The following is a 23976-nucleotide window of genomic DNA, read 5'->3' as shown; positions in this document are numbered from 1 at the left end:
TTGAAATGAATCACTTTTAATTAATTAAAAATAAATTAAATTTGCCCTTCCTATTTAGGCAAACAAATAAGGGTGTTTTAATAGTAAATCTCGGGGTGTAGCGCAGCTCGGTAGCGTGTCCTGACATGAGTCAGGAAGGTCGCTTGATCGAACTCTCGTTAAAATTGAAATAGTAACAATTAAATAAATCTCGGGGTGTAGCGCAGCTCGGTAGCGTGCTTGCATGGGGTGCAAGAGGTCGCAGGTTCAAATCCTGTCACCCCGACGAGAAGCCAGGCTGGGATTAATCCGGTCTGGCATTTTTTATGAATTACTCTGTATACATATTGTATTCGCATTCAACTGACCGGTATTACGTAGGGCAAAGTAAAAACCATTTGGAGCGATTTGAGCGACATCAATCAGGCCGGAATAAATCTACTAAAGCTGGTATACCTTGGGAAATAGTTCATGTCGAATTTTTTAATGAACGTTCCGATGCAGTTCGGAAAGAACGTCAAATAAAAAATTTAGGAAGCCGAAGGTATCTTGAACGAATCCAAAATCATTAATTATTAGACAACGAGACAGCGTATCCTGACAAGTGTCAGGAGGGTCGCAGGTTCAAATCCTGTCACCCCGACGAGAAGTCAGGCTAGGATTTACTCGGTCTGGCGTTTTTTATGAATTATTCTGGGAAAGAATAGCCGCTTATAAAGCCATATAACAAAAGTTAAATAAATTCAGATTGCCTCTCATCCCCCGAAATACCTTAAATACTTATTGAACATACTTCTCAAGGCACAAGTTATTTTTACCCCTCCACTTTAACTTCTATCATAAACCCTTATCATTCTCAGAGATTAAAGAATTTTTTTTATAACTTTAACAATTTATTTTTAACTTTTTTCATTGCTTTTATAGATATACATACTTATATTGATATTAAAATATTTATTTTAGATATTAAACATGCTTTAAAATAAAAGGTTTCCGATAAAAGAGCTATACCTATTACAGATTGTGTTTTTAGGTTATCAACTAAGATTTAAACTCATATCCAATGAAATTAGTAACTGCAGATTTACTAGACATCCACCATTACCCATTCGGATCTAATGATCCCAATGAAGAAAAAATTGCCAGCAGGTTATTTTTACCTCCAGTATTGACAAAACCTGCCCAAACCAAAATCCGCACCCATTTAACAAATTACTTTATCGCACATCGCAAAATGCCAGATGAATTAGCCATTGTAAATGCGGCAAAATACAGACTTAGATTTTTCTTTAAATCTCCCTACCACCACCATGGAAGAGGAAAACTAGGCTACTTTGACGAGGAAAGGAATCACAAACTCCCCTTGGAAAATTTGGCAGATTGCTACTTTATGGACAACGGCAAAACAATTGAATTGCATATTTTTGACAACATGACCTTTTCATAGCCTGATACAAGACTAAAACAGCCGCATCCTTACTTTTTCGCGATGGATTCTACCGAAATACACCACTTTTTCACTTTTTGAATCTCTTCCTAACTTTACTAGTATACAGTCGCTAGATGGTGTGATTCACTATCATTTACACTTTTCAATTAAAAACCCTAGTTTTAAATCTCAATTGCAAGCAATTGAGACAATTGTAAAAAGTAAATCGTCTTGACAATTAAACACCTTTAATAACCATCATGAAACATACAAATTTTCTAATTATTTTGATTTGGTTTGCTATTAGCACAAGCTCTTGTACAAATTGGGAGGACAGTTTTTCAAATGGAAGCCTTTATGATACTTGGGAAGTCGTAAACTTGCATGAGGGCTACGGACTGAATAGTGTCGCAACGCTAGTAATCAATGAAGACAGGACTTTTACCAAATCCATAACTTACCGACAGCCAAATTCAGGAGAACTAGTAGGGTATTATTTTTTCTCAACAGGCACTTATCAACTAGACGATAAAAACATCACTTTCACGCCTAATCAAAGTCTTTTTATTGATAACGATAAACCTTGGGGAGAACTTGATGACTTGAACCCTGTAGAAAACAGCAATGGTTTTCTGCCCGTTACCTCCACATTAGAATACAGAGACAATGGCATGAAATTATTGATCGCCACCCCATGCAATGACATAGCCCTCTCTTCCTGCGCCCCCTCTCCAATATACAACAGAGCTGATTAAACCCGAAATATGCAATAGGCATTCTATTACATAATCCGGATTAAACGCAATAAAATACAGTCTCCTCCCAAAATTAAAACAATAAGAGAAATAGCAGAATAGCACCAAAACATCAATTCCATTCATAAATTCGAATTAAATAGCCTTATTACACCTAATATAAGTAGTAAATCTAGGAGTCTCAATATTTCATTGAAACGTGAAAATCACCCTTGCAACCTCCTCAAGTCAGCTAGAAATCTTAACAACATGAAAGTCTTTAAATTTACTGCTTTTTTAATGGTCTGTTTACAATTCAGCCCAGTCCAGGTTTTTTCTCAAAAAATAGCTTCCGGCCCTTATTTCCAAGAAGTCAGTCAAGAAATTGAACTCCCACTTAATGCTGGTTTAGACGTCGTGAAATTATTTAAACATGGCAATACAATTAAAGCAGTTACCTCCCATGGTATATTTTACAATAAGGAAGGGCAATGGTCAGGCCAACCTTTTGTTTCAGGTATAATCAATGCTACTTCGGACAACTCCCAAACAGTATGGATGAACAATGACAAAACCATTTGGTCTGAAAAAGGCGATAGAATACCCAACCCTCCACGAACAGACGGACGCCAATCCATCACAAGTACACATTGGATTAATAGCAACACCCTTTTGACTGGAACCACGCATGGACTATACACGTGGAACGGAGCCTGGGAAAAGGTAACCTCCTTCCCTAATGTAAAAATCAATGCAATAACCCAAGACAATGAAGGCATAATATGGATCGCCTCCGACGAAGGCCTTTGGCAAAATAAATCTGGAGAGTGGCTAGATGTGGACAAAATTGGCCTAGCCTTAGGGCATGACAGCCAATACCTGACGGTAACCACCGGAATAAATGGTAAAGACATTTTATTTAGCTCGCCAAAGGCAATCGCCTCCCTTGCCGCTGATGGCAATCATTGGCTAAAAAGAGGTGCAGATGGGCTACCATATGGCCCTGTCACAACAATACTTGAAACAGACAGTCTATTATGGTTAGGCACTCCAAAAGGTTTGATCCGCAAGGGGAAAAACTGGAGGTATTACACCAGCAAAAGATGGTTGGCAGATGACCAGATCAACGACATCCTACCCATTGAACCCGGGAAAGTATGGGTAGCAACACCCAATGGCATCTCAGAGATCGGATTAAAAGCCATGACCCTGGAACAAAAGGCAAATGGAATTGAAGACATCATCGAAAAAAGACACAATCGGATAGGCATAATCAACAGATCTAAATTAGCCATCGCAGGAGATATTAACAGTAGCTTTTTGGAAAATCAAGACAATGACGGCCTATGGACCTCCTGCTACCTCATTGCCGAATCGTTCAGATATGGCGTCACCAAAAGTGAAGATGCCAAAGCAAAGGCGAAGCGAACTTTCGAAGCCCTGGAAAGACTGGAAACAGTCACAGGAATACCAGGCTATCCCGCCAGGTCCTATGTAAGGTCAGAAGATCTTTTGGCCCCTTCAAGGTCTCCTCATCCAAAAAACTGGCACCCATCACCTGATGGAGAATGGCAATGGCTGGACGATACCAGCTCCGATGAGATTGTCGGCCATTTATTTTCAATGGCGCTCTACCATGACATGGTAGCTGATGAGGCGGATAAAAAGAAGGTGGTAGACTTGATCGACAGAATTGTTAGCCATATTGTAGACAATGATTTGCAATTGATCGATTACGATGGGAAACCCACAAGGTGGGCCATATGGACCCCTGACTCCTTGAACAGATCTTCCAATTGGTATTACGAAAAAGGATTGAACTCACTTCAAATCCTTTCCTCTCTGCAAACAGCCTATCATTTTACTGGAAAGGCGAAATACAAGAAGGTATACCGCCACTTGATAGAGAAAGAAGGCTATGCACAAAATGCCTTACAAGCTAAAATGACAGACCCTTTTGACATCAGCCATTCTGATGACATATTAAATTTCTTCCCTTATTACAATTTACTCAAATACACACCCAAAGAAGACCCCAACTACCCACTTTACCTACAAAGCCTCCAAAGATCTTGGAAAGCCGTACAATCAGACAACATGCCTGTTTGGAATGTTTTTGCCAGTGCTTTATTAAAGGAGGACAAGGATTTAAACATCGCTTTGCGAGAAATTCAAACTTTCCCCTTGGACATGATTACCTGGTCTATCGACAACAGCCATCGCTGGGACTTAAGGGTTGATGAATTTCCAGGCAGAGGCAGAAGCCCTCAAGCCTACATCGCCATCCCTTCTCCTGAAGGAAATGCCTTTAGATGGAACACCAACCCCAAACAATTAAACATTAGCGGAGGGGGAAAAACAGAAGTAAGTGGCACTTATTACTTGGTAGCCTATTGGATGGGGAGGTATTACGGGTATTGGGAGTAAGAAAAACCTAAAAAATGATAACAATAAAAAAGCCGCTTAAAAATAAATTTAAGCGGCTTTTAAACCTTTGCCTATAAAAATAAGCATTGTACCAGGAGCGGGAATCGAACCCGCACGACCGTGAGGTCACAAGATTTTAAGTCTTGCGTGTCTACCAGTTCCACCATCCCGGCAACATTAGCGACAACTAATATAGAAAAAGGAAAAACCATTTCCACTATAATTGCCATCTAAATAATAAAGCCCTTCGATAAGGGCTTTATGTGAGCGAAAGACGAGATTCGAACTCGCGACCCCGACCTTGGCAAGGTCGTGCTCTACCAGCTGAGCTACTTTCGCTTGTTATTTTTACACAGAAAGCTTTTCTTTCCGTGATTGTGATGCAAATTTACGCGTAAATTTTTAAAGTCCAATATAACGAAAGAAATTTTTATCAACATAATGCTACTCCCCTGACAATAAAGGCACTAAATTATTCCAACATCTTTTTTATTTCATTTAATTTTAGCAAAGCCTCCACCGGAGAGATGGTATTGATATCAAGAGCCTCTAATAAATCCTTTGCTTCCTTGAATTTTGGATCCAATTCAAACATGCTCAATTGATAATTGTTCTTTGGTATGTCTTTGATGTTTTCCTTGTGTTGCTGAAGCTGTTTGTCCTTTTCAAGGTACTTCATGATCTCTGCTGCACGCAAGACCACAGGATTAGGCATCCCCGCCATCTGAGCAACGTGAATACCAAAACTATGCTCACTCCCTCCCTGCTGTAGCTTCCGCATAAATACAACCTTATTCCCCAACTCTTTTACCGCCACATTAAAATTCTTCACCTTAGGAAAATCATTGGCCAGTTGATTCAACTCATGGTAATGCGTGGCAAATAAAGTTTTGGCCTTGCATTTGGGATGGTTGTGCAGATACTCTACAATGGACCAGGCAATGGAAATTCCATCATAGGTGGAGGTACCTCTTCCGATTTCATCCATTAATACCAAACTCCTATCAGAAAGATTATTTAAAATACTGGCGGTCTCAGTCATTTCCACCATAAAAGTAGATTCCCCTTTGGAGAGGTTGTCTGATGCCCCTACCCGGGTAAAAACCTTGTCCACAATCCCTACCCTTGCAAAGGAGGCTGGCACGAAGCTACCCATTTGAGCCATCAACACGATCAAGGCAGTTTGCCGTAGCAATGCCGACTTACCTGCCATATTCGGTCCCGTGATGATAATCACCTGCTGTGTAGAATTGTCCAGGTAGATGTCATTGGGCACGTAATCCTCTCCTATTGCCAGTTGCTTTTCAATTACAGGATGTCTACCATCCTTGATCTCAATGGCATCGGTATCGGCTATTTTAGGTGCACAATAGTTGTTCTCAGCAGCTACTTCCGCAAAGCTTAACAGACAATCCAAAGTTGCCAAAACCCTTGCATTCTGCTGAATCTGCTCTACATAGTCTCCAGCATCCTGAACCAACAAATGGAAATACTTCTGCTCCAGAGCAATTAGCCGCTCTTCAGCATGCAATATTTTTTCTTCATAAACTTTAAGCTCCTCGGTAATGTACCTTTCAGCATTGACAAGTGTTTGTTTTCTGATCCACTCAGGCGGCACTTTGTCTTTATGCGTATTGCTTACCTCTAAATAATAGCCAAAAACTTTGTTGAAGGCTACTTTCAAAGAGCTTATACCTGTCCGTTGAATTTCTCTTTGCTGGATTTGCACCAGAAAATCTTTACCAGAGTTGGCCAGTTTACGGTATTCGTCCAAGTCAGGATCTACCCCGTCCTTTATGATTCCTCCCTGATGTGAAAGCATGGGCGCATCCTCCATCAACTCTTTATCGATTTTTTCTAGCAGATAGGAACAAGTATTCAATTGGTCTGCCAACTTTTTTAGTGCTCCATTTTGCTGATTGCCCATCAATTCCTTAATCGGCAAGGTACTGAGCAAGGCTTTTTTAAGATGGTTCATCTCTCTGGGGTTGATCCTCCCCACGGCCACTTTGGAAATCAACCGCTCAAGATCCCCCACATGTTTTAGATGGGAAAACAACTCCTCCCTCAATTCTGAAGCTTCGTAAAAAAAACTAACTGATTTTTGCCTTTCTACGATCAATCCTTTTTCTTTCAGTGGTAGTACCAACCACTTTTTCATCATTCGGCTACCCATAGGTGTTTGGGTCCTGTCCAGAATTTGAATTAGTGGCACCCCTCCTTCTTGTTGTGGATAAACCAATTCTAAATTCCTGATGGTAAATTTATCCAGCCAAACATATTTCTCCTCTGCTATCCTTGATATGGAAGCGATATGCTTGACTTCCTTATGCTCTGTTTCTTCTAAATAATACAATATGGCACCTGCTGCAGTACTGCCCAGCTCCATATTATCTATTCCGAAACCTTTTAAATTTTTCGTCCCAAAATGATTGGTAAGTTTTTCATAGGTGTACGCGCTTTGGTATACCCAATCCTCGCAATGAAAAGTATGAAAATCATTCTTTAACAGGTTTCCAGCTGCTACCTTAGCTGCTTTAGAATGAATAATTTCTGAAGGGTTAAAACTCTGAAGTAGTTTTTCTATATAGGATTGGCGCCCTTCGGCACACATAAACTCGCCCGTAGAGAGATCCAAAAAAGCAATCCCCAATTGATCATTCCTGAAATGAATACTTGCTAAAAAATTATTCCGCCTTTTGTCCAGCACATTGTCATTGTAAGCCAGACCAGGCGTAACCAATTCTGTGACCCCTCTTTTAACAATCCCTTTTACCTCTTTTGGATCTTCTAATTGGTCACATATGGCTACTCTATTACCCGCCCTTATCAGCTTGGGCAAATAGGTGTCCAAAGAGTGGTGCGGAAAACCGGCCAACTCTATGTGAGAGGCAGAACCATTGGCACGTTTGGTAAGTACAATGTCAAGGATTTTACTGGCCTTTATTGCATCTTCTCCAAACGTTTCATAAAAATCCCCTACCCGAAAAAGCAAAATGGCTCCGGGATGCTTTGCCTTGATGGCATTGTATTGTTTCATTAAAGGGGTTTCCTTGGCTTTAGTCTTGCCCATTGTTATTTTTCGGTTTTAGGACCTGAATTTAATTAAGAATGTAAGGGAAACAAAACCTAAATCTAATACTAGGCCTTAGTCTCTCTTGTTTTTTTTGTCTGGAAATAAGTAAATTTGAGGTCCTTTGGGCTTTGAAAGCCCTACCATTCACTAAATCAGCATTTTAAATTTTAAATTTATATCCCGATGAAAAAACTCAGCATGGAAGAACTCAACCGACTCTCTGTTGAGGATTACAAAGAAATCGAAAAAAATCCAATTGCCCTGATTCTTGACAATGTTCGTAGCCTAAATAATGTAGGTTCAGCCTTCAGAACCTCTGATGCTTTTCTGGTGAAAAAAATCTTTCTTTGCGGCATTACTGGTCAGCCTCCTCATAGAGAAATTCAAAAAACAGCCCTAGGTGCTACTGAGTCAGTAGATTGGGAACATTACGAAAGTACATTGGACGCAATCAAGCTTTTAAAAAAAGAAGGCTATGAGATCTGTGTGCTAGAACAAGCCTCACACAGTACTCCTCTCAATGAATTCGCACCAAAGCCTGGAAAACCTTATGCCTTTGTATTTGGAAATGAAGTGTTTGGAGTAGAAGAAGATGTTGTACTGGCTGCAGACCAAGTATTGGAAATCCCTCAATTTGGAACCAAACATTCTTTAAATATCTCAGTAAGCATAGGGATAACCCTTTGGGACATGGTTAGCAAAACCTACGGATTTAAATAAAAGAAGGGATAATTAGAGCAAAATTGTAGGTCTATTTTATATAAACACCAGTAAACTCAAGTGCATTTATACTGGGTCAACTCTTCAATCACTCTTCTCTTCTCAGGTACCTGTCAATTATCTCATCCGTATCCTGATCTTCCGCCAATTCAAGCAATGCCCTGTTGACTTCATATACCAGGTTACTCTCGAGTGGAAAAGCAAAACCATATCCCTGTTTGTAATATTCCGCCTTGGCCATAAATAAATCTTCGGGCCCATGCTTTTTTAGGTAAAACAACAATTGCGGGCGATCATAAACTACTGCAGCAACCTCCTTTTTATTTAACATGGACATGGCTTCTTCCAATGTATTCACCTCCACAGGCTTGGCATAATGTACCTCCAAAAACATTTGCGAAGGCGAGTTGGAGATGGTTGCCACATTTTTATTTACCAATTGCTCTATACTAGAAACCGGAGATTTTCCCATGGAAGCCAAAGTAAGGGTACTGGCTATTCCAGCCACCATTGAAGTAGCAAAAATAATTGAGATAATCATCCAACTGCCTGCAATAATGCGCCCCGTCAAAGTAACTGGTGCTTTGTCTCCATATCCTGTGGTACTCATGGTAACAATGGCAAGCCACATCCCATTCCCTATCCCATCTATTGGGTCATTTGGAAATTGATCCTTGGAATGCTTTCTTTCTGCCAACCACAATAGGGTACCCACTATGGCAAGAATGAATAAAAATACAAACACGGCAATCAACAATTTAATACTAAAAAATGGCTTGATCTTGTCCCAATATCCTTGTTTTTCAGACCGGGACACGATGGCCAAACTTGAATTATAAAAAGGCTGAGAAAACCTAAAGTCCTTCACCCTGCTGGAAGTAATACTGATAGGCCCTATCACCAAATCCAAAGCCCCCTGTTCCAAGGAATGTAAAGCATCATCCACGGTATTAAAAGACTTGAAATAATAATTCCATCCTTGTTTGGCCGCCAGTTCTTCCCAGATTTCCACGGAAATGCCACTTACTTCTTGTCCTTCACCATAGACAAACGGCTCACTTCCTGCCACACCCACAAGCAAGGTATCAATGTCTAGGCGCAATTGACGGGCTTGAAGGTTTGTCGTAAATAGAAGGAGGCCTAAAATTGAAAAGATTAAAACTGGGGTTTTAGAATTTTGAAACATGTGCGTATGTTTTTTTAAGGACAACCCAATTTATTGAAATTTATTAATAAATTGATTCTAAACAGCTTCCAATATAAAAGCAGAACCCTTAAAATAAGGTGCAGAACTTTTCTCTCAAAATGAAAATATTTTCCAAGTCAGGAAAAATGTCCTTAAAAAAATTTAGAAGTAATAGTCTTATTCTGTATTAAAACTAAAGTAGTCTTTCAATTTTTAGGAAAACTAAAAAAATATCTGCTAAATTTTTAGTCCATAGACCCTAATAGAATGAAAAACAGTTTTTACTGTATAGTTTTCGCTTTATTCCTTGCATGTAGCGGACAGAAAAATGGAGCCGAAGGTGCACTACCTCCCTTGGAAATCACCATGGACACAGTCGTAATAGATCCTGGAGAGGAGATCTTATTTTTAAATGGGCGATTAAGATTAAGTGCACTAAGTGAGGATAAGAAATACCTTTATAATGTAAACCTTCAGGAATACCTCATAGAACAAATCAATCTCAATTCTCTGGAATTTGAGAAAAATTATCCCTTTGAAAAGGAGGGACCAAATGGTGTTGGAAATTATGTAAGGGGTTTCTCCCTTATTAGTAAGGATAAACTTTTTATTAGCGCTTATCCAAAGGATAATGTGTTGGATTGGCAGGGTAGAAAGCTGGAAAGCATTGATATAATTGAAATGATCAAAGAATATGAGGAGTTGGATGAGGAAGATAGATCTAATAAAACAATAAGCTTGGCCACAGATGGTAGCCAATTTGCTTCCCTGATTTCCATTTATAGAAATAAAACCACTTTTTTTGCCTTGATAAACCGTAACAATAAAACCTTTAAAAAATTTGCTATTCCAGGAATTGAAAAGGCCAAGAATTTCGAGCCTTTTCTCGATGATGGAGAATCTGCCATGGGATTGGGCACTGATCGGTACCTAATAAAAGAAGGTGGAAAATTAATCTTGGGAACTGGGATAAGTAGTGAGCTCTATGTAATGGATAAAGACAGTGACTCTCTCAGGCACATTACCTTTAACAGCCAACTTACCCTAACGAAAAAAGCGGTACCTATCCTGCTGAGGTAGGGGATCGTAAGGAATTCGAAAAGTATTTTAAAGAAATTCAAGAAGACATTAATTTCAAAGGTCCTGTATGGGATGAAAAAAAGCAGGTCTACTATCGTTTCTCCTATCAATTTGATTATGAAGATAATCCTGAACAAAAGGAAGATCAATATTTCCCTCAACCTTCTGGAGCAACAGTTTACTTAAGTATTTTGGACAAGGAGCTCAATTTGATTGCCGAAGGAACTGTCCCTGAAATGGATCGATACCCCAGATTCCATTTTGCCAAAGACGGAAAACTATGGCTATTTGAAAATATAGAAGATGAAATGGGTTTTGTAAGATTTGATATCAATTGGTAACCCTCATTCTTTAAAAACGTAAAGGACATTGCTTATAAGCAACATCCCCGGTAGATATTCTACCAAATTAAAATTCACATATTATCACAGCAACACTTTACTATTTTCCGAAACATTTTTTTTATTATCTCCTTCTTATAATTGTAATTTTATTTCTTAAAGATATTCAATAACTTTAAGGTTAACTATTGACAAAAATAACCCGTTAAATTATGCTGAATGCAAATGACATTTGGCTAAATAATTGTCATATAAAATTATCAATTTTCAATAAATGACACGAGTCATACCCAAAATAATACACAGGTTATCCTTTCCTTTCACCTTACTGCTCCCTCTCTTGGTGGGCTGCGGATGGGAGAAACCTGAAGCCATCCAACAGGCCTATAAGGACCTGCCGGAAGCCATAGATTTTAATTACCATGTTAAGCCTATTCTCTCAGACAAGTGCTTTGCCTGCCATGGACCCGATGCAGCCAACCAAGAAGCTGATTTAAGGCTTGACTTGGAAGAGTTTGCTTTTGCAGCACTGAAAAGCAATTCAAGTCATTATGCCATCGTCCCAGGAAAGCCTGGCAAAAGTGAGGTAGTAAACCGAATTCTGACCGAGGACAAGGAGCTGATGATGCCTCCACCTGAATCAAACTTAAGTCTAAGTGTAGCAGAAATTGCCACGCTGACAAAATGGATTGAACAAGGAGCAAAATACAAACCTCATTGGTCATTTATTCCTCCTGAAACACCTAATGTTCCTGACATAGAAAATAAAGACTGGGCCAATAATGAAATTGATCATTTTGTAGCCGCCAAATTGAAAAGCAAAAATCTAAATCCCTCAGAAAAGGCCAACAAAGAAAACCTTATTCGTAGGGTAAGTTTCGACCTGACAGGCCTTCCTCCTTCTTTGGAAGAAATCGAAGAATTTGTTGACAGCGATGACCCTAAGTCTTATGAAAAATTAGTCGACAGACTCCTTGCTTCGGCGGCCTATGGTGAGCGAATGGCCGCAGACTGGATGGATGTAGCCCGATATGCCGATTCCGATGGCTATTTGGATGACAAGCACCGAGACTTCAGTCCTTACCGGGACTGGGTCATCCGAGCTTTTAACAAAAACATGTCCTACGAGCAGTTCATCACTTGGCAATTGGCCGGAGACCTTATTGAGGAACCCACGCAAGAGAGCATACTGGCAACTGCTTTTAACCGACTACATAAAAAGAATTCTGAGGCCGGTATCGTTTTCGAAGAGTACAGAGCAGAATATGTGGCTGACCGCACCTCCACCGTTGGAAAAGCCATTATGGGCTTAAGTATGGAATGTGCCCGCTGCCATGACCATAAATATGACCCCATAAGCCAAAAGTCCTTTTACCAATTGTCCGCATTTTTCAACAGTACCAATGAGTTGGGCACTGCGGTATATGGCCCAGGTCAAGTTCCTGGCCCGGCCTTATTGCTTACAAACGAAGAACAAGACAAGATTTTAAATTACATAGACAGTCAGATAAAGTCCAAAGAAACCCATTTGGGTGATTTGCAAAAAGAAGCTCAAAAAACACAGCATATCGAAGAAGCCAACCTTCTGCAAAACCTACAAAAAAAGCTACCTACAAAACTTGTAGCCGCTTATGATTTTGACAAAATAATTCCTGGGGCAAATAAAACAACCTTCACAAGCCCCGGAAAAACTTCACAACCTGGCCCAGTAATTATCAAAGAGCCTGTAATAAAGGCTGGAGCTGAGGGTCAAGGCGTTTTCATCAATGACTTTACTACCCTAAGTCTCCCGGACAAAGTGGGTTGGTTTGACCAAACAGATCCCTTTTCCGTAAGCCTTTCGGTATTTCCCGACACGGTTTACAACGAAGCAGTTTTGTTTACCCATTGCGAGGATATTCGCTTGGGACTAAAAGGCTATTCTCTATTTCTGGAAGACAATAAATTAAACTTTATCATGGCCTACAGTTGGCCAGACAATGCCATTCAGGTAAAAACGCTAACAGCTATCCCTGAGAAAGAATGGACAAACCTTACCATTACTTACAATGGTATGGGTAAAGCTGACGGCATTGGTATTTATCTCAATGGAGAAAAAGTGCCTGTATCAGTATCAGCTGATAATATTTATAAATCCATTTTATTCAAACCCGACATTCACACCTACGGATTCAGAGGTTTTGTATTAGGAGTCAGGGACAAAATGAAGACTTTCCTCAATGGCGGTCTGGATAAATTAAGAATTTATGATCAGGAATTAAGTGCTTTGGAAGTACTCTATGAAACCAATCCTGAGAAAGCCAAAAAAGCCATCACAAACCCCGCAAATCAGATTGACAAAGCCATGATTGCCGATCATCACTTTAGGAGTGACAATCCCGAAGCCAAAAATATCAGAAAGGCAATTGTGGATTTAAGAAAAGAAAGGGCTAAAACCACTACTGATATTAAAGAAATAATGGTAATGGGTGACCTTGAGGAGCCTAGGCCTACCTATATTTTGGATCGGGGAATGTACAATGCGCCCACGGAACAAGTTGATCCCGGTATTCCTGAAACTGTTTTTCCTTACAATGAAAAGTGGCCAAAAAACCGTTTGGGACTGACAAAATGGGTTTTTGATCCCAAAAACCCATTGACAGCCCGTGTGTTTATCAATAGAATCTGGCAAATGCATTTTGGAAAAGGGCTGGTCGTTACCTCTGATGACTTTGGCAATCAGGGAAGCATGCCATCACATCCCGAACTTCTGGATTGGCTAGCCGTTACCTTCCGGGAATCTGGCTGGGACATCAAGAAAATGCACAAACTTATTGTGATGTCTTCCACTTATCAGCAATCTTCTAAAAACACACCTGATTTGTTGGAAGAAGATCCAGACAACCTTTTGTTGGCAAGAGGCCCAAGTTTTAGAATGACGGCAGAAATGGTTCGTGACAACGCCCTTGCCATAAGCGGACTGCTAGTTCAGAACACCAGTAGCGAAAGTGCCTACCCTTATCAACCTGATGGGCTCTGGGATGAAATCTCTACCAAATCCTGGAGGTACAGGTATTTGCAGGAGCCTGGTGATGGGCTCTACAAAAGAAGCCTCTACACCATATGGAAAAGAACTTCCGGACCTCCTTCCATGATGATATTTGATGTCAGCGACAGATCAGAGTGCAAAGTGAGGAGAACTGAAACCAGCACCCCTTTACAGGCACTGGTTTTATTAAATGATCCGCAATACGTAGAAGCAGCAAGAGTAGCTGCCGAAAAACTAATTAAAAAATACCAACCAGAAGAACAACTGGCCAAGGCCTTCAAATTAAGCACCGGTAGACAAGCTGATGCCAAAGAAATGGAGATCATTGAACAATTTTATCAGGAAGAGCAAGAGCGCTTTGGACAGAATAAAGGAGACGCAATGGCTTACTTAAGTACAGGTAGTAAACCTTTGGACAATTCGCTGGATCCAGTTAGAGTAGCCTCATTGGCCACTGTAATAAACGGTATAATGAATACCACTGAAGGGTATACAATAAGATAAATATCGCCATGAACGAGAATGACATAAACAAATTCGGAGAAACAAGACGTGGCTTTTTGAAAAAGACTTCACTGGGCTTTGGCGCCATTGCTTTGTCCAGCCTTATTGGACAAAAAGCTGGCTTTGCCGAAGCTCCTGATAGCTCAGGACTCTACAAACCACAGGGGCTTTACACAGGCACCCACTTCCCTGCAAAAGCCAAAAGAGTGATTTATCTTTTCCAGTCTGGCGGGCCTTCTCAAATTGAAACCTTTGATTACAAACCCTCACTGGAAAAATGGCATGGCAAGGAAATACCTCCTTCCGTACAGGGAACCCAGCGAAATTCTGGAATGGTAGCAGATCAATCTACTTTTCCTTTAGTGAAATCAATTTATGATTTTAAGCAATATGGACAATCTGGAGCTTGGGTAAGTGAAATTTTCCCTCACACTGCCAAGGTTGTAGATGAGCTTTGCATTGTCAAATCCATGATCACCGAGGCCATCAACCACGAACCTGCCGTCATGTTTATGCAAACAGGTTCGCAATTGAGCGGTAGACCTTCTATAGGGTCCTGGTTGAGTTATGGTCTGGGAAGTGACAATGAAAACCTGCCCAATTTTGTAGTCCTGCTTTCAAAAAGCCCTGGATCACAGCCTTTAAATTCCACGGCCTGGGGAAACGGGTTTCTACCCTCCCATCATCAGGGCATTCAATTTCGTTCGGGCAAAGATCCTGTTTTATACTTGAATAATCCGCATGGGGTACATGACCATGACAGGCGTCGTGCCCTGGACCATATCGGTAAGCTCAATGAACACCAGTTTGACTTGTGGCAGGATCCTGAAATTCAGTCCAAGATCAGCCAATATGAAATGGCCTATAAAATGCAGAATTCCGTTCCGGAGGCGGTGGACACCAGCAAAGAACCTGATTATATTTACGAACTTTATGGGGAAGATGCGAGAACACCTGGCACCTATGCTTCCAATTGCCTGCAAGCCAGAAAACTTGCAGAACGTGATGTGAAATTCATTCAGCTCTACCATATGGGATGGGACCAACATGGCAGTTTGCCTAAAGGCATCAAGCGCCAAGCCTTAAGTACAGACCAGGCCACCGCAGGTTTGATTCAGGACCTTAAACAAAGAGGTTTGCTAGAAGACACTTTGGTCGTATGGGGTGGTGAATTTGGTAGGACCAGCTTCTCTCAAGGAAGGCTCACCGCCGACAATTATGGCAGAGACCACCATCCTGGATGCTTTACCATGTGGATGGCAGGAGCAGGAGTAAAAAAAGGAATGGTCTATGGAGAAACGGACGAGTTTAGCTACAATGTGGCTAAAAACCCCGTACATGTGCATGATTTTCAAGCCACATTACTCCATTTATTGGGCATAGACCATGAAAAACTAACATTCAAACATCAAGGCAGAAGATTCAGACTTACAGATGTCCACGGACAGGTAGTAAATGAACTCCTGGCATAAATACAATTCATGCATTCACGAAGAAAATTCATTCAAAAATCCATCACCGGTGGGGCAGTAATTACTGCAGGAATACCTCTTTTCAATATCAACTCAAATGCCGCGCAGCTTCAAAAGGACATACTGGGCCATGGTGATTTCCAGTACAGGATAGAAAGAGACTGGAGCAAAACCAACAGCAACAGCCATCCGGTCAACAACTGCCATGAAATGGTCATGGACAAAAACAACAGGTTAATATTGTTGACAGACCATCCGAAAAACAATATCCTGATTTACGATACTTCGGGAAAAATTTTAGACACATGGACATTGGGATTTTCCGGAGCGCATGGTTTGTCTATCTCGGAAGAAGGTGCTGAAGAATTTTTATTTATCACAGATACTGGTTTAGGAAAAGTAGTAAAATGTACCATGGATGGTGAAATTCTTATGGAATTGGATCACCCATCCAAGATAGGTGCATACACCGAACATGCATTTTACCGACCAACGGAAACAGCCATAGGTCCCAGTGGGGATATTTATGTGGCCGATGGTTATGGTTCACAGTTTATCTTGCAATATGACAAGACAGGGCAATTTATTCGGAAATTTGGAGGAGACAGTTTTCTCCAGCCAGACAAATTCAAACAAGCCCATGGTGTAGCCATTGATTACAGAGACCCTACCAACCCTACCTTACTTTGTTCTGCAAGGATAAAAAATACGTTCAAGCGATTCACATTAGCTGGCGAATACCTGGAAGACCATTACTTACCTGGGGCATACATTAGCCGACCTGTTTTGGATGATGAAAACTTGTATTCCGGAGTCTGCTTTGGAATGGAAGAAGGCAATTATAACATGCATTTAAACAAAGGCTTTGTCACTATTTTAGACAAAAACAACAAGGTCGTCTCCAACCCTGGAGGTACCGAACCGGTCTACAAAAATGGCAAGCTAGAGCTCATGTTTCAGGAAAAACCCATCTTCAAACATTGCCATGATGTCTGTTTAGACAGAGACAAAAACCTATATGTTTGTCAATGGAATGCAGATGGTGTTTATCCTTATAAATTACACCGGGTGTAAATTTACACTTACCTTTTTACTGGCATTTTTATTTGTTGCAAGAAATGTGATTTACTTGTGATGCTAGGTTCAGTGTTATCATTTTAAAATCAATTGTTTTCCCTGGGATAATGGTGTCTTTTATGGTAAGCCATCAAACCTCCTATTCCTTCTTTTTGCTACATTTTCCCGATTTCAGCACATAATAGATTGTCTATTGCATATTTCGGGGATAATAGTGAAGAGAAAATGCAAACGCATATTGGCATTGCGCGAATTGATAGCAAAAGAGAGGTTAAAAAGTACTTAAGTAAATGGTAGTAGTTATCAGAGAATTAAGGGAAATAGAGAATACTTCCGATAATTAAGCAAAAATCAAATTTAACCCGGGTCAGGTAGCTTTAAATCTACATTTCACCTGATCCGGGTAAATATTTACTGATCAGAAGTTGTGTTCAACTGTTCTTTCAGCAATTCGTCTTCCATCATTCTTTGTTCGAGTTCTTTGGCATAGGTTCTTCCGGCCTTAAAGCCAAATTCTGTATAGGCCCTTGCCGCCCAATCCTTGGCCAAAAACAAGTCTCCAAGTACCTCATATCCCAAAGATATATTGTAACAAAGCTTGCCATAGGTTTTATCATCTCCAGGAAGGGAAAGCCCTCCTTGCCAGCTTTGAATTGCATTTTCCCATTCATTGACTTCCGCAAAGCGAGCGCCTTTTTCTAAAGAGGGATATTTCTTTGATTTGGCATAAAAGGTACGGTTTAGGTCTATGTACATCGGTGCAATCCTTCTTGCATATGCTGCACCTGCCATTTGCCCCACATACCTGGTAGCTTGGGCTTTTTCGATCAGTAACAACATGGCTTGGGCTTTGGTCTCCGCCTCTGCTGACCATAGGTTGGTTTTAGAAAGGTCACTTTGGTCTAAAATATTGCCACTTTCAGGGTCATACAATCTAAACCCTACCTGTACGGAAGCAAGCCCTTCCACCAATATACCGGGCACTTCTATGGTTTTGGCATTATCATCTTTTCCAACTTTTTTCTTGATGGTGATCCTTTTGTCTGTAATGACAAAATCCGAACTGAATTTTTCCAAAGTCAATACCGCATCAGTTTCATAACGCATGCAAAGATTTCGAACCATTTCCCTATTAAGAGGTGCAGGGAAAGTTTGTGAAAAGAGCCCTCCAGTCAATCTTTCACTTGCCCGCACTATTTCATACCTGGGAGAAGTATTAAGATCCTGATGAATGGAAGCCAAGGTACCATCAATGGCATTTTTCACTTCAAAAGGCATTTCTCCAGTAAGAAGTCCCTCAATTATTGCTACTCCCTGACTTTCAGGCTTCGTCCTGTCTACAATGAGTAAACGCTGCACCTGATTCGGTATATTAATCTCTGCTGGCATTAATCTCGTTATAGAAACATTTTTTGTGCAGGAACCAAATGCCACTAGCATCAAAACGAAGAGTAAACATTTAAAAATCTCTGAATTGAGGAATTTCATAAGTTTGAGTATTTTTTTGCAATTTAACTGAAATTATGCAGAAGTTATTGGCTCCTAAGAGCTAAAAAAGGGGCTCCCCTTTCGAAAAGCCCCTTATTATGATAAATTTAAATCACCTCACTACCAAGGTTTCCCAGTACCTTGAATTACCCAAGGCTTGGACCAAGCACTATTGGCTCCGTCTACTTCAGAAAAATTGGTTGTTTCCAAACGGTTCATGGCTTCTTCCGAATTGGCTCCATTAAGATTTCGTTCTTCTACCATATAATAAAAACGAACAGGCAAAACAGATCGTATGGTATAAGGTCCGGCCTCCAATTCAGGATAGCCAGTTCTTCGGTAATCAAACCAAGCCTCTGCAGCAGCGGTCCAAGAGGACACCCACTTTTGCTCCATCAGTTGTTTTAATGTACCATCGAATTTAACACTTTCCTGTTGCAGGTAATTTTCTACCTGACCAGAAATTCCCCAAGTAGTAAATGAAGCCTGAATGGCTTTATTGTAATACTCTTCAGCAGTTCCTCCAACAGCCCAACCTTTCAGTGCGGCCTCAGCCAAAATAAAATTAACCTCTGTTGCTGTAATTAGTCTGGCTTTTAGCAAAGGACCATTGGGTTCCCTGTATCGATCATTAAGCCAGGAAACATGGGGGTTAAATGAAGCCTGATTGGCATCTGGGCTAAGGTTGTATACCTGTGAGCCCGCGATACCCGGAGGAATTCCAACATAATCAGGATTCTGGCTGATGTCTTCAAGCGCTACATTTCTACTTTCCAACACATCTGGAGAAAGGTACCTTTTTCCATCTTGTATTACGTCTGTTCCTGCAGGCAAACTGGCATCAACTACCAAAGGTATTTCTACCGGGTTGGCCCAAACTCCAAGCCTTGGGTCATTATTTACCCTCATGGCTTCTACCAGAGTTTGGCACATTTTTAACCTCCTATAGTTGCTTGCATCAACATCAAATTTGGTATTTTTAGGCCAGCTACTTGCTTCACTCTCTGTATTAAAAGACATGGTAGCATCATCCCCGGTACTGGTGATGATGGGATATGTCCCTGGATCGGCTAGTATAGTTTCAATACCTTGCTTGGCAAAATCAGGCAACTTTTCCGACAATCTCATGTAAAACCTAAGTTTTAAGGAATTGGCCATCTTCCTCCATTTTTCAGGATTACCACCAAAGTAAACATCTGCCCCTTCAATAGAGCTATTGTAAGATCCTTTTGGCTGAGAAAGCAATTGATTGGCAGTCTCTAGTTCCCCAAGTATTCCTCTATAAATTTCCTCCTGAGTATCAAAGGAAGGAAAAGTAGCTTCAGGAGTTCCTTCAGCACCTTTGAGTGCTTGAGAATAAGGTGCGTCTCCCCAAAGATCAGTAATAAGTCCGAACATCATTCCGCGAATCACCAAAGTGACTCCCTGATGAAGTTCTTGATCCAGCTCTACAGCCCTGTCATAAACAAATTGGTTGTTTCTAAGGATAGCATAATAGCCAGACCAACTATTGCTTCTGTTCCAGTCATAGGAATTGTGTGATCCTGACCATCCATCCTTTTGAGTATGTTGCATCACTCCTGCAATGTCTTGATACCCAAGATTCAACACAGTTTTGCCTGCCTCGGTCAACACTGTTGAAAGCACCAGGTTGGGATTGGCCGATTCAGGGCTTGCTCCATTTGGGTTAATATTCATCTCTATGAGATCTTCCTTACAGGAAAATGTACACAGCAATAAAAGCGCCCAACCGAAAATTAATTTATTTTTGATAATCATAGTAATTTCGTTTATCAGTTGAAAACTAACACTTAAAAAGTAGCATTTACTTTAAACCCAATTGGCATAACCCAAGGCATCACATTCCATCTTTCTATTCCCTGTTTAAATTGGGTCCCTGCTTGTGTGCCTCCTGATGGTTGAAACGCCATCTCTGGATCTATATTGATTTTTGCTGCTGTCCAGAGAATAATATTCCTGCTATAGACTGAGAAGCTAAGATTTTGCATTTTTAGTGAATTAGCGAAAGTTTTTGGCACATCATAACCAAAAGAAACCTCTCTCAACTTCACAAAAGAGGCATCATATAAGAATGCCCTTGAAAAACTCCAAGCTGTACTGCCCGCATAAGGCAAGGTTAAAGTTCCTCCTGGCTGACCAATGTTTTCGCCTAGGTTTTCAGCATAAGCTGTAGGGTTTCCATTCTCGTCAAATTCTGTAGCATAAACCCCAGGAATAAATACTCCTCCATGAGGCAAAGTAAATGGTCCATATGTGAATGGATAACTTCCGTATTCTGGAGTCGGCCCACCAACCAATGGAAAGTTATTGCCATTGATCAAAACCATTGATTCCTGATTGTCTACAAGATAATTCTTCAGAGCTTCTCCTTCCAATTCTCCTGGATTGATCAGCTTATCCAAGAATACAGATGACCTGCCATGTTCTTCACCGAATCTGTAAGTTTGGGACACAAAATCACCACCATTTCTCCAGTCAAATGTCATGTTCAAATGAAAGTTTTTATAAGACAAGGAGGTCTGCATTCCAAGAATAAATTTAGGATTGAAATTTCCAATCTTATTTCTTGAACTCACAGCATCAATGCTTTGCCATTTTCCGGTTTGATCCAAAATTGGGTACCCAAAATAGGGTGACTCAGGATCTTTTACAGTCACAACTTCCGCATCATAAATATCCCCAATCTCTTCTCCTACATAAGTCCATGAACCCCCTCTGGCATCTTCCCATAAGGTATAATACGGCATATTATCAGCCAATTCAATAATTTTGGTCCTGTTCCTAGTCAGGTTAAGGTCCACAGTCCAATTCCAATTATTGTTTCTGATGATGTCCGATCCAAGGGTTAGTTCAACACCCTCACTTTGTAAAAGACCAGCATTGAAATTTTTTGAGGTATACCCTGTAGATGGCGGTAAACCTATGCTAAGGATTTGGTTTTCATTCTGTACTTTATAGTAGGTTCCACTAAATCTAACTCGATCATTGAAAAGATGTAAATCAATTCCACCTTCGTATGAAGTAGCAATTTCAGGTTTCAGGGTAGGATTCAATAAACCACTACGCAATGATAACCTTGGTATATTGCCCCATGCTCCAGCATTATACAATGTACCTAACAAGTTGTATGGACTAGCATCATTACCTACAGAAGCATATCCACCTCTCAATTTCACCAAGCTAAAAGGCTCAGGTAAATCAAGCATTTCACTGACCAATACGCTCAGCGCTGCAGATGGATAAAAGTAAGGATCTGCTGCAGGCAATGTACTGGACCAGTCATTTCTAGCCGTTAGATCCAAATATAGCATGTCCTTATAGGAGAAGTTTGCCAATCCATATAAACTGTGAATTCCTCTCTCAAAGCTACTATTGCCGTATTGAATATTATCAGGGGCTATATTGCTAAGTGTATAAACCCCAGGTGTAATCAAGCCCACACCGGATTTGGAACCTGCGAATAAATTACTTCCATTTTGGTACCTAATGTTACCACCACCTGAAAGTGTAATTCCAAAATCATTTACATCCTTATTATAGGTAAGTAGGAAATCTGCGTTGGTTTCCAAGCCATGAAGCTCTGTGATACCATAGGCACCTTCTGGTTCCTGGCTGTAACTCCTACCTATTTTACTCTCTCTGGTTTCATTATATAAGTCCAAGGAATAACGTGCAAAGAAGTTAAAGGAAGGTGAAATCTGCCAATCCGCTTTTACATTCCCAAACACCCTGTCTCTTTTGAAGCTATTGTTAACTTCATTGGCAAGGAAATAAGGGTTATCTGTTACCCTGACTTCTCCACCGGCATCCATGGTTTTTTGCTCCAATCCTTCCTGACCTGGAAGCCAATAGTCCTTTAAGTCCAAAATATTGACATGGGGAGAGGTTTCATAAGCCCATTGTAAAGGGTTGGTACCTCGTTCACCAGCAGGCCTATTATTGGAATTGTTTCGACTCACATCAATATTGGTACTGAAATTCAACTTATCACTTACCTTAAGGTTGGAGTTGATATTTAAGGTATTCCTGAATAAATCTGAATTCGGTATAATACCCTTATTCCTCATATTGGAATAAGAGATTCTATAGTTCATGACATCATTGCTATTGGCAACTGAAAAGCTATTGGAAGATGTGATACCTGTTTGCACAAAGTTTTTAACATTGTCAGGATAGGAAACCAAAGGCATCGCTATGGGATTACCATTTTCATCTAAAGGACTGTTCCACTGAACCTGCTCATAACCTTTATCCAATTCAGCTCCAAATGCAGCATTTACGTTCTCTTGAACCAAACTTCCAAATGGGTTGGTCAAAGGGTTTCCACTAATATCTACAGGAATAGCAGAATATTGTCCTGCTCCAAATTTACTGTGCCATTTAAGGTATTTGTAAGGCACATCAAAAACAGTATTGGTACTTACATTCACTGTTAGTCGGTCTACATTCCCTCCTTTGGTGGTAATAAGCACTACTCCATTTCCTGCACGAGATCCATATAGCGCTGCGGCACTTGGCCCTTTCAGGATGGAAATGTCAGCAATGTCATCAGGGTTAAGACCCGAAATGGCATTTCCATAATCGACCCTGTTTTCGGAGCCAACCGAAGACACATTATTAAGCGTGTTGGCGATAGGAACACCATCTACTACAAAGAGCGGCTGGTTGTCGGTATTTAATGAGGTAGCCCCTCTAATTACCATACTTACCGATGAACCCGTACCACCTGTGGTACTGATGGTAGCACCGGCTACTTTTCCTGCCATGGCATTAAGAAAACTTTCCTGAGCCACTCTAGTCATTTCTTCGCCACCCACACGTTCTATGGAATAGCCTAGAGAAATTTCTTCCCTTTTAATTCCGAGGGCAGTGACAACAACTTCATTCATCTCTGAAGCATCTTCCCTTAGCTGCACATTAATAACAGAACGGTTGCCTACCACTTCATTAATTGGTTCGAAACCTATAAATGAAAACACCAAAACCTTGTTGTTATCAGCAACGGTTATGGAGTATTCTCCATTTACATCAGTGGCAGTACCTGACTGACCTCCTTGAATAAGTACATTTACTCCGGGAATACCTAAGCCATCTCCCAGAGAAGTGACTTTACCTGTGACTCGCCTACTTTGAGCCAAAGCTTCTGGAACTACGGATCCTATCAGGAAGCATAGCATAACTAAACAACACCAGTTTCTAAATTTTGTAAACCTGTTCACCATAAATTATTTTTATAGTTTAAACTCTATTTCCTAATATACTTAGTTACCTCAAAAACATACCACTCTATTCACAATATATATTGGCAAATAAGTACAATATCAGAAATCTAAACCCTAGTCAGGTATTATTTAAACATTTCCATATTGTTAACAATAGATTATGTGATAGTTTATTCTGAATTATAAGCTTAG

Annotated in this window: 15 protein-coding genes, 3 tRNA genes and 1 pseudogene; 12 read left to right on the top strand and 7 right to left on the bottom strand. The window is 40.4% G+C overall.

Features of this window, described 5'->3' with window-relative positions; all coding sequences use genetic code 11:
- The first annotated feature begins 191 nt into the window (after window positions 1-191).
- From CA2015_RS10470 to CA2015_RS10455, 5 genes are all read left to right on the top strand, one after another.
- Window positions 192-265: transfer RNA gene (locus CA2015_RS10470), tRNA-Pro, on the top strand.
- Between the two features lie 40 nt (window positions 266-305).
- The gene (locus CA2015_RS24570) at window positions 306-551 is read left to right on the top strand and encodes a GIY-YIG nuclease family protein (protein WP_084011720.1); all 246 of its coding nucleotides are present in this window, start codon (window positions 306-308) and stop codon (window positions 549-551) included.
- Between the two features lie 491 nt (window positions 552-1042).
- Window positions 1043-1426, top strand: a complete 384-nt coding sequence (locus tag CA2015_RS10465) for a hypothetical protein (RefSeq protein ID WP_048641859.1) — start codon at window positions 1043-1045, stop codon at window positions 1424-1426.
- Between the two features lie 242 nt (window positions 1427-1668).
- A complete protein-coding gene (locus CA2015_RS10460) occupies window positions 1669-2163 on the top strand; it encodes a hypothetical protein (protein ID WP_048641858.1) in 495 nt (164 codons plus the stop codon).
- Window positions 2164-2412: 249 nt separating this feature from the next.
- Window positions 2413-4569: a two-component regulator propeller domain-containing protein gene (locus CA2015_RS10455; protein ID WP_048641857.1), complete on the top strand. Its 2157-nt coding sequence runs from the start codon at window positions 2413-2415 to the stop codon at window positions 4567-4569.
- Window positions 4570-4658: 89 nt separating this feature from the next.
- Here CA2015_RS10455 and CA2015_RS10450 read toward each other — a convergent pair.
- The 3 genes from CA2015_RS10450 to mutS all read right to left on the bottom strand — a co-directional run bounded on the left by CA2015_RS10450 (window position 4659) and on the right by mutS (window position 7642).
- Window positions 4659-4742: transfer RNA gene (locus tag CA2015_RS10450), tRNA-Leu, on the bottom strand.
- A gap of 93 nt (window positions 4743-4835) precedes the next feature.
- A tRNA-Gly gene (locus CA2015_RS10445) sits at window positions 4836-4908 on the bottom strand.
- Between the two features lie 133 nt (window positions 4909-5041).
- Window positions 5042-7642 (bottom strand): DNA mismatch repair protein MutS, encoded by a 2601-nt coding sequence (gene mutS, locus CA2015_RS10440; RefSeq protein WP_048641856.1) that lies wholly within the window; start codon window positions 7640-7642, stop codon window positions 5042-5044.
- A gap of 186 nt (window positions 7643-7828) precedes the next feature.
- On the opposite strand from mutS, the gene CA2015_RS10435 reads away from it, so the two are divergent.
- Window positions 7829-8365 (top strand): RNA methyltransferase, encoded by a 537-nt coding sequence (locus CA2015_RS10435; RefSeq protein WP_048641855.1) that lies wholly within the window; start codon window positions 7829-7831, stop codon window positions 8363-8365.
- A gap of 88 nt (window positions 8366-8453) precedes the next feature.
- Here the strand turns inward: CA2015_RS10435 and CA2015_RS10430 are convergent, their stop codons facing one another.
- Window positions 8454-9551, bottom strand: coding sequence for a transporter substrate-binding domain-containing protein (locus tag CA2015_RS10430; protein WP_048641854.1), 1098 nt, complete (start codon window positions 9549-9551; stop codon window positions 8454-8456).
- Between the two features lie 267 nt (window positions 9552-9818).
- On the opposite strand from CA2015_RS10430, the gene CA2015_RS10425 reads away from it, so the two are divergent.
- The 6 genes and pseudogenes from CA2015_RS10425 (at window position 9819) to CA2015_RS10410 (ending at window position 17050) form a co-directional block, all read left to right on the top strand.
- Window positions 9819-10631, top strand: a complete 813-nt coding sequence (locus tag CA2015_RS10425) for a DUF4221 family protein (protein ID WP_048641853.1) — start codon at window positions 9819-9821, stop codon at window positions 10629-10631.
- Window positions 10632-10666: 35 nt separating this feature from the next.
- Window positions 10667-10792, top strand: a pseudogene (locus CA2015_RS25125) (DUF4221 family protein); the annotation flags it as partial.
- 30 nt (window positions 10793-10822) lie between these two features.
- Window positions 10823-10972, top strand: a complete 150-nt coding sequence (locus CA2015_RS25120; protein ID WP_240477961.1) for a hypothetical protein — start codon at window positions 10823-10825, stop codon at window positions 10970-10972.
- Window positions 10973-11246: 274 nt separating this feature from the next.
- Window positions 11247-14504, top strand: coding sequence for a DUF1553 domain-containing protein (locus CA2015_RS10420; RefSeq protein WP_048641852.1), 3258 nt, complete (start codon window positions 11247-11249; stop codon window positions 14502-14504).
- Window positions 14505-14512: 8 nt separating this feature from the next.
- A complete protein-coding gene (locus tag CA2015_RS10415) occupies window positions 14513-15976 on the top strand; it encodes a DUF1501 domain-containing protein (protein ID WP_048641851.1) in 1464 nt (487 codons plus the stop codon).
- Window positions 15977-15985: 9 nt separating this feature from the next.
- The gene (locus tag CA2015_RS10410) at window positions 15986-17050 is read left to right on the top strand and encodes an NHL repeat-containing protein (RefSeq protein ID WP_048641850.1); all 1065 of its coding nucleotides are present in this window, start codon (window positions 15986-15988) and stop codon (window positions 17048-17050) included.
- A 414-nt stretch (window positions 17051-17464) separates the two neighbouring features.
- Here the strand turns inward: CA2015_RS10410 and CA2015_RS10405 are convergent, their stop codons facing one another.
- The 3 genes from CA2015_RS10405 to CA2015_RS10395 all read right to left on the bottom strand — a co-directional run bounded on the left by CA2015_RS10405 (window position 17465) and on the right by CA2015_RS10395 (window position 23784).
- Entirely contained in the window at window positions 17465-18442 is a 978-nt protein-coding gene (locus CA2015_RS10405) for a DUF6340 family protein (protein WP_240477960.1), read from the bottom strand.
- Between the two features lie 219 nt (window positions 18443-18661).
- The gene (locus CA2015_RS10400; protein WP_048641849.1) at window positions 18662-20320 is read right to left on the bottom strand and encodes a SusD/RagB family nutrient-binding outer membrane lipoprotein; all 1659 of its coding nucleotides are present in this window, start codon (window positions 20318-20320) and stop codon (window positions 18662-18664) included.
- 32 nt (window positions 20321-20352) lie between these two features.
- Window positions 20353-23784, bottom strand: coding sequence for a SusC/RagA family TonB-linked outer membrane protein (locus tag CA2015_RS10395; protein ID WP_084011718.1), 3432 nt, complete (start codon window positions 23782-23784; stop codon window positions 20353-20355).
- Window positions 23785-23976: the final 192 nt, after the last annotated feature.

This window comes from Cyclobacterium amurskyense, assembly GCF_001050135.1.
Lineage (GTDB): Bacteria > Bacteroidota > Bacteroidia > Cytophagales > Cyclobacteriaceae > Cyclobacterium > Cyclobacterium amurskyense.
The sequence above is the reverse complement of the archived record's forward strand: the minus strand, read 5'-3'. Positions and strand labels throughout refer to the sequence as shown.

Coding starts and splice junctions, on each gene's coding strand:
- CA2015_RS10455 (WP_048641857.1), top strand. CDS start 2,413: ATGAAAGTCTTTAAATTTACTGCTTTTTTAATGGTCTGTTTACAATTC.
- CA2015_RS10410 (WP_048641850.1), top strand. CDS start 15,986: ATGCATTCACGAAGAAAATTCATTCAAAAATCCATCACCGGTGGGGCA.
- CA2015_RS10460 (WP_048641858.1), top strand. CDS start 1,669: ATGAAACATACAAATTTTCTAATTATTTTGATTTGGTTTGCTATTAGC.
- CA2015_RS10395 (WP_084011718.1), bottom strand. CDS start 23,784: ATGGTGAACAGGTTTACAAAATTTAGAAACTGGTGTTGTTTAGTTATG.
- CA2015_RS24570 (WP_084011720.1), top strand. CDS start 306: ATGAATTACTCTGTATACATATTGTATTCGCATTCAACTGACCGGTAT.
- CA2015_RS10465 (WP_048641859.1), top strand. CDS start 1,043: ATGAAATTAGTAACTGCAGATTTACTAGACATCCACCATTACCCATTC.
- CA2015_RS10420 (WP_048641852.1), top strand. CDS start 11,247: ATGACACGAGTCATACCCAAAATAATACACAGGTTATCCTTTCCTTTC.
- CA2015_RS10415 (WP_048641851.1), top strand. CDS start 14,513: ATGAACGAGAATGACATAAACAAATTCGGAGAAACAAGACGTGGCTTT.
- CA2015_RS10430 (WP_048641854.1), bottom strand. CDS start 9,551: ATGTTTCAAAATTCTAAAACCCCAGTTTTAATCTTTTCAATTTTAGGC.
- CA2015_RS10400 (WP_048641849.1), bottom strand. CDS start 20,320: ATGATTATCAAAAATAAATTAATTTTCGGTTGGGCGCTTTTATTGCTG.
- mutS (WP_048641856.1), bottom strand. CDS start 7,642: ATGGGCAAGACTAAAGCCAAGGAAACCCCTTTAATGAAACAATACAAT.
- CA2015_RS10405 (WP_240477960.1), bottom strand. CDS start 18,442: ATGCCAGCAGAGATTAATATACCGAATCAGGTGCAGCGTTTACTCATT.
- CA2015_RS10425 (WP_048641853.1), top strand. CDS start 9,819: ATGAAAAACAGTTTTTACTGTATAGTTTTCGCTTTATTCCTTGCATGT.
- CA2015_RS10435 (WP_048641855.1), top strand. CDS start 7,829: ATGAAAAAACTCAGCATGGAAGAACTCAACCGACTCTCTGTTGAGGAT.